Here is a 7,720-nt window from a genome sequence, read left to right as displayed (position 1 = left end):
AAAATATAGTGTTGAGTTCCAAGTGATTCAGAGCATGTCTCACTATTTGGGGTATCCAAGTTTTGGAATGGATAATTTTAAAAGTCAACTTGGAACCCTATATATATTATCGTATCTTTTTATATTTACTAATATATTTAGGTAATTGTTCACAATTTTTTAGAGAAAAGAAGGGGGATTTTATTGAATAAAAAAATTGATTTAATTAATGGTAAAATTACAGATTCCTTAATTGCACTTGCTATTCCAATTATGGGTACATCTTTTATTCAAATGGCTTATAATATGATAGACATGATTTGGATAGGTAGAATGGGTAGTCTGGCAGTTGCAGCTGTTGGTACTGCTGGCTTTTTTAATTGGCTTGGACAATCACTTATGATACTTTCTAAAAGTGGAGCTGAAATATCTATATCGCAATCTTATGGTAAAGATAACATAAAAGATGCTCAAAACTATACTAAAAGTGCAATTCAACTTACTATAATCTTTGCAGTATTCTATATGTTTTTTCTAATTATATTTAAAAGTTCACTTATTGGATTTTTTAAATTGAATAGCCCCGATGTAATAAATATGGCTGAAACTTATTTGTTTGTCATTGCACTTGGAATGATTTTCAATTTTATAAACCCAGTTTTAACAGGTATTTTTAATGGATCTGGTGATAGTAAAATTCCTTTTAAAATCAACACTGTAGGTCTTATATTTAATATAGTTTTAGATCCTTTACTAATATTCGGATTAGGTCCAATACCTTCTCTTGGTGTACTTGGTGCTGCTCTTGCCACAGTTTTATCACAGCTATCTGTTACTATACTATTTCTAATTCATATAAAACGTCAAAATTCTTATCTATTTAAAGTAAATATTATTTCTAAATTAGATTTAGCATATAGTAATAAAATAATAAAACTTAGCTTTCCTGTAGCATTACAAAACGGCTTGTTTTGCTCATTTTCAATGATGATTGGAAGAATAATAGCTTTTCATGGTGACACTGCTATTGCAGTACAAAAAGTTGGTTCCCAAATTGAATCTATCTCTTGGATGACAGCAGGTGGTTTCTCTACAGCTATAAGTGCATTTATAGGACAAAACTATGGTGCAAAACATTATAACCGTATTATTGAAGGCTATAAAGCTGCTATAAAATTAGTTTCTATAATTGGTATCTTTGCAACAGCATTACTTATTTTAGGTGCAGAACCTATATTTAAATTTTTTATAGATGAGCCTGACGCTGTGTCTATGGGTATTGTTTATCTACAAGTACTTGGAGTTTCTCAATTATTTATGTGTATAGAAATAACGACTACAGGTGCTTTTAATGGTCTTGGTAAAACCTTGTTGCCATCATTAATTAGCATAATTTTAACTGGTTTAAGAGTACCTTTTGCATATTTCTTATCTAACCCTAAAATTTGGGGACTAAATGGTGTTTGGTGGACAATTAGTATAACGAGTGTATTAAAAGGATTAATATTAATTTCTCTATTCACTATATTAATATTAAGAAATAAAAAGTTTAACAATGAATTTATATAAAATTTTTTATTTAAAAAGGTTGTGCTAAAATTTAGCACAACCTTTTATATTGAATTCCTATAATATACTATTTAGAGCTTTATCTAAATCATCTATTATATCTTCCGCATTTTCAAGACCTACTGCAAGCCTTATTAAATTATCTTTTATTCCAGCTTCTTCTCTTTCTTCTGGAGTATATGGTGAATGTGTCATTGATGCTGGATGTTGTATTAGTGTCTCAGCATCTCCTAAACTTACTGCAAGTGCACAAAGTTTAGTGTTATTTATAACCTTTTTACCATCTTCCAAATCACCTTTAATTTCAAATGCTATTATAGCTCCTGATAATGACATTTGCTCTTTTCCTAATTCATATTGTGGAAATGATTTTAATCCTGGATAATAAACTTTTTCTACTGCTTTATGTGTTTCTAAAAACTCTGCTACTTTCATAGCATTACAGCAGTGTTTTTCCATTCTTATTGGAAGTGTTTTCATTCCTCTTATCACTAAATAAGCATCAAATGGGCTCATTGATGATCCTGTCATATCTTTGACTCCAAACAATCTTACTTTTTGTATAAATTCTGCATTTCCTATTACAAAACCACAAACTACATCTCCATGTCCATTTAAGAATTTAGTTCCTGAATGGATAACCACATCTGCGCCTAATTCTAAAGGTCTTTGTATATAAGGAGTACAGAATGTATTATCTACCATTAACATACAATTTTCTTTAGAATGTGCTATTTCAGCCGTTGCCTTTATATCTACTAACGCTAAATTTGGATTTGCTGGAGTTTCTATATAAACTAATTTTGTATTATCTTTCATAGCATTTTTTATATTTTCTGGATTAGTTGCATCTACGAAAGTAACTTCAACACCAAATTTTGTTATACCATGATTTAAAAATGCAAAAGTACATCCGTATAAAGTTTTTGCTGCTACTATATGATCACCAGCTTCTACAATTGACCAAATAGCAGAAGTTATAGCTCCTATACCAGAGCTCATAGACATTGCAGCTTCTCCACCTTCTAATAACGCCAATTTATCTTCTAACACAGTATTTGTTGGATTTCCTAATCTACTATATATATATCCATCTTCTTCTAATGCAAATCGTCTTCCACCTTGTTCTGCATCATCAAATACAAAAGTAGAAGTTTGAAATATTGGAGTTGATAATGCACCAAAGGCATTTTTCATATTTCCTCCATGTATAGCTTTAGTAGCAAATCCCATATTTTTTAAATTTTCATTGCTCATATTTATCCTCCTAACAAATTTAAAAATATAAATACTCAGGTTCTTATGTATTTTATTTTTATTACTTTATTATTAGTAGAGCAACTTTTATGCCAAATATTTAAATACATATATTATTTTTTTAGCTAACCTTACCCCTTAACCGCCTATTCATCACTCTTAATTTTTACACAATAAATTTGTCAAATTAATATTTTGATAACTTATCAATACAACAAAAAATCTATTGGTCATAAAAATAGCCATTATATGGTTATTTTTATGACCATAGGTTAATAAATTTACCACTTTATATTATATTTTTTTATCTTATTTATAATTGTTCCATGAGTAACATTTAGTTTTCTTGCCGCTGCCCTTATAGATTTTTCTTTTTTCAAGGCGTTTACTATTGTATATTTTTCTACTTCTTCTACCATTTCTCTAAGCGTTTTTTCATTATCAACTTCTTTAGTATTTATCTTTTGAAGAAATATTTTATTATCAAATAATAAACATTCTGATGTTAAAATATCATTAGAACATAAATTTATAGCACGCTCTATTACATTTTTAAGTTCTCTTATATTTCCTGGCCAATCATACTTTAATAGCTCGTTTATAAATTCATTATCTGCAGATTTAATATTTTTGTTTATTCTATGATTTAAAAATTCAATAAAATATTTAGTTAAATAAGGTATATCTTCTTTTCTTTCTCTTAACGGTGGAATAACTAATGGAATTACATTTAATCTATAATATAAATCTTCTCTAAATTTTTTTTCCTTTATCATTGCCTCTAGATTTCTATTGGTAGCACATATTATTCTAACATTTACTTTTTCTTCTTTAGTTCCACCTACTTTTCTTACTTTTCCATCTTGAAGAACCCTAAGAAGCTTTGCTTGCAAAAGAGGAGACAGTTCTCCTACTTCATCTAAAAATAATGTTCCATTATCTGCATTTTTTATTAAACCATCTTTTCCATTATTTAATGCTCCTGTAAAACTTCCTTTTTCATATCCAAAAAGTTCACTTTCCATTAGTGAGTCAGGTAATGCTGCACAATTTATAACTACAAATGGATTTTCTTTTCGCCCACTCAAGTTATGTATAGCTTTTGCAAATAATTCTTTTCCAGTTCCACTTTCACCTCTTATAAGTACCGTAGAACTTCCTTTTGCAATAAGTTCCACTACTGATTTAGTTTGTTCTATAACTTTACTTGTTCCAACTATATCTTTAAATGCTCCATCTCGAGTATGACAAACAACCTTTGCCATCTCTATGGCTTTTTTCATATCTTTTATAGAACAAACTGCACCTACTACCTTTTCATCATCATCCCAAATAGCTCTACCTGTTGTTATATAACAAGCTTTTCCTCTATTATTTTCACTAGTTGTATTTATATTTGTATATTCATTTCCATGCTTTATTAAATTAATTATAGATTTATTATTTTTAATTACTTTTTCAAAAGATTTTCCAATTACCTCATCTTTTTTGTAATTAAATATATTCTCACAATAACTATTAAATAACTCTATATTATAATTTTTATCTATAACTAAAATCCCATCATCTACTGCATCTATTATTGCTCTTAACCTTTTTTCATTTTGCTCATAGTTTAAAAGTTCTATAGTTTTTATTTCTGATACTTCTTCAATTATCTTTATATTTTCCATGAGCTTTAAAATTTCATTATATTCTATTTTTTCTATTTTCAAATATAATTTTCTAGGAAAAACTTCTAAAGATATTAAATTAATGTTAGCTAAGTATATTTTCTCTAAAACTTTAAAAGTTATTCCTATTTTATCTTCCGTTGATATTTCTAGCCTTAAATATCTGTTCATTTGATTCCCCCAAATTTTTAATATCTTATAAATTAAATATAAATGCATAGGATTTTAAAATTATATTTAAGTTATATAATATACATTTTGAATGAAAATATTTTTAAATTATTGAACCCTATTAAATTGCAGTTGGTTTTCCTATATCATCCAATAAATATATATTATAAATAATACTAATTATATTCAACTGTCCTAAAAACAATTTCATTTGTGAAAAATGGTGATTTTAATAATTAAAATCACCATCTCCATATCTTTATAGTATTGTTATATAGTAATAAGTTAATAATTTTTTTTAATAATATAATTATTACTATATCTAAAATAACCTCTGATGTTATTTTATAAATTACATTTTAGATAAATTTAAATATATTTTTTATATAAACATTTTTTTATTTCAACTCCATTATTAAATAAATATTTTATTATTTTAAAACATTGTTTTCTTTTTCAATTGAAAGAGCTAAATCTTTTCCAGAGACGAATGTTCCAACTATAAAGATATGAACAACTGTAGTGATTACATTCATAAAGTCTTTCACTATTAACTCCTCCTTTTAGTTAGCATATTCAATCAAATAATAAATCAGTTATGTATCTATTTTGAGCTATTATTTTCTTTCATATGCATTATTTGATATTATTTTATGGATAAAATATATTTTTTTATTCAGATTTTAGCATAATTTTATTTTATACTAGTAATTCATGGTATATTTTTATGATTTTTTTCCATTAATATTGTTAAAATTTTATAATTTTCTTAATTAATACTGCTAATTTTTAACAATATTAATTGATTTTATTTATACTTTACAACTTATTAACTTTTAACTAATAATGTTAAAATTTTCTATATTTACTCTCAATTTATATACTGATATAATAATAATTGAAATTTAAATTTTCTGAATTTTAAATTATTTTATTTTTGTTTTATTCAAAATACAAAAATCCAAATTTAATTTTAATTGCCCTTTATGGTCATACTTAATTATTTTTCAATTTTAAAGTTACTAATTAATCACCATTCTTATTGTAAGGTTTTATAATATTTTATAGCTTAACTATAAAAATTCAATTTTATAGTTCTTATTTTTAATATCCCTATATTAAAAGCTATAATCAAAATTTCTTTTGCTAACATTCATTTAATTTAACTTTAAAATTACTAAGTATGGCCTTTTATATAATTTTATACTTTTAACTTTTATACTTAATACTTTTTATTAAATTTTAAAAAATAAAAACTTAGCCTAAACTAAGTTTTTATTTTTTTAAGATGCCTTATATATTAAGCCCATTATATAATTTTTTAAATTCATCTATAGCATAATTATCTGTCATTCCAGCTATATAATCACATATAGTTGATAGATAATAGTATCTAAGCTCCTTTAATGTGTAAATATATCTTTCCTTCTCAGTAAGATTTTCTAATTTTTTTTCTTCTATTTGAAATTCTGCAATTTCTTCTAGCAAACTTTCCTTATCATCTATGACATTATCATTAAAATCTAATAACTCCATTTTCTCTAATTTAAATTTTAAAAGATTAGTATAAGATTCTATTATACCTTTTTTATCATTATTAAAACTAATATCTTTTATTTCTATTTTCTTTCTATTAAATAAAATTTTAATGTTGTATATATCACTGCATATTTTTTTCACATTACTTTGAAGTCTTTCTAAATTGTGTTTGGGCATCTGTCTTGGATTTGCATAGTATGCTTTAAATAGTTGTTTAATTATATATCTAGAATTCCCATCAAATCTATTCACATTATAAGAATTTAAAATTTTAGCTTTTATATACTCTTCAATAGCTTCATCTAACTGTTTTCCATAATAAGAAAAATCAACTAATTTTTCTTTAAAATAAATTCTATTATTGATTTCAACCTTTACATTAAATCCTTTTTTCAATATATTATTCATAGAATTTGTTGTTACATCTGTTATAAAAAAATCTATAACATCTCTTGTTAATTGATTAATTTTAAAGCTCTCACTATAATCTTTTATATCTCCATTTTCACCAAAACTCTTATCAAAATCATTGTTATATATATTTTCTAATATAGTCATAGAAGTTTCAATATTGTTACTTTCTTTGGCATTGAAAATACTTTTATTAATTTTATCTAATGCTAAATTTTCTTTTATATTATTTTTTAAGGTTATTAAAATTTCTATGCTATCATTAGATATATAGTTGAAAGCCTTGTTTTTTTCATAATGTTCTAGTATCTCATTTACCTTCTTATATATTTTTATAGCAATAGATTCATAGCTTATATTTAAATCATTATCTTTTACTCCATCATCTATATCATGTTGTCTTTGTGCAATTTCATCGCTAACATTTACAATCTGTCCCTCTAAAGTAAAAGAAAAAGGAAGCTCCATACATTCTTTTAAAAACATCTCATCTTGAATAAATCTATTAAGAGGCCAATTATTTCCATCCCTTTTAGTTTTCGTATGTTTCAAAATACCTTCCATAACTTGCCATGTCAAATTCATACCTCTGGTTTCCTTAAATTTAACTTCTAATTCATCCAATATTTTTAGTGAATGAAAATTGTGCTTAAAACCACCATAATTTATAGATGGATGTATTCTATTTGACAAAGTATCCTTCCCAATCATTAAATCATCTAATGTTCTCTCCCCTTGATGTCCAAAAGGAGTATGTCCTATATCATGCCCAAGTGCAATAGCTTCTGCCAATGCTTCATTGAGATTTAAATTTCTTGCTATTTTTCTTGCTATTTGAGCAACTTCTAAAGTATGAGTCAATCTAGTTCTAAAATGATCACCCTTTTGATGACTATATATTTGTGCCTTATGTTCAAGTCTTCTAAAAGCTCTTGAAAATATTATTCTATCTCTATCCTTTGCAAATTCATCTCTTAAAGAAAAATAGTTGCCTTTATGATTTTCTTCACTTATTCTTCTGTCTGTTTCTTTACCACATTGAGCAAAATTATTTGCCTCTATAAATTCTCTTTTTTTCTCCCAATTTTCCAATTCGAGCCACCTCCTAAATTTAAAATGTT

The 7,720-nt window shown here is 25.6% G+C and carries 4 protein-coding genes; 1 reads left to right on the top strand and 3 read right to left on the bottom strand.

Annotation, left to right across the window (positions count from 1 at the left end; genetic code table 11):
- Window positions 1–183: 183 nt before the first annotated feature.
- A complete protein-coding gene (locus tag AZI32_RS08515; RefSeq protein ID WP_061995435.1) occupies window positions 184–1,548 on the top strand; it encodes an MATE family efflux transporter in 1,365 nt (454 codons plus the stop codon).
- A 57-nt stretch (window positions 1,549–1,605) separates the two neighbouring features.
- Here the strand turns inward: AZI32_RS08515 and megL are convergent, their stop codons facing one another.
- The 3 genes from megL to dgt all read right to left on the bottom strand — a co-directional run bounded on the left by megL (window position 1,606) and on the right by dgt (window position 7,691).
- Window positions 1,606–2,805 (bottom strand): methionine gamma-lyase, encoded by a 1,200-nt coding sequence (gene megL, locus AZI32_RS08510; RefSeq protein WP_061995434.1) that lies wholly within the window; start codon window positions 2,803–2,805, stop codon window positions 1,606–1,608.
- A gap of 281 nt (window positions 2,806–3,086) precedes the next feature.
- Window positions 3,087–4,649 (bottom strand): sigma 54-interacting transcriptional regulator, encoded by a 1,563-nt coding sequence (locus AZI32_RS08505; protein WP_061995433.1) that lies wholly within the window; start codon window positions 4,647–4,649, stop codon window positions 3,087–3,089.
- A gap of 1,293 nt (window positions 4,650–5,942) precedes the next feature.
- Window positions 5,943–7,691 carry a dGTP triphosphohydrolase gene (gene dgt / locus AZI32_RS08500; protein ID WP_061995432.1) on the bottom strand — a complete coding sequence of 583 codons (1,749 nt, stop codon included), beginning with the start codon at window positions 7,689–7,691 and terminating at the stop codon, window positions 5,943–5,945.
- Between the last annotated feature and the right edge of the window lie 29 nt (window positions 7,692–7,720).

It is taken from the genome of Clostridium sp. ATCC 25772 (genome assembly GCF_001573875.1).
Lineage (GTDB): Bacteria > Bacillota > Clostridia > Clostridiales > Clostridiaceae > Clostridium_J > Clostridium_J senegalense.
Note: the sequence above shows the minus strand (reverse complement) of the source record. Positions and strands in the feature narration are given on the sequence as shown.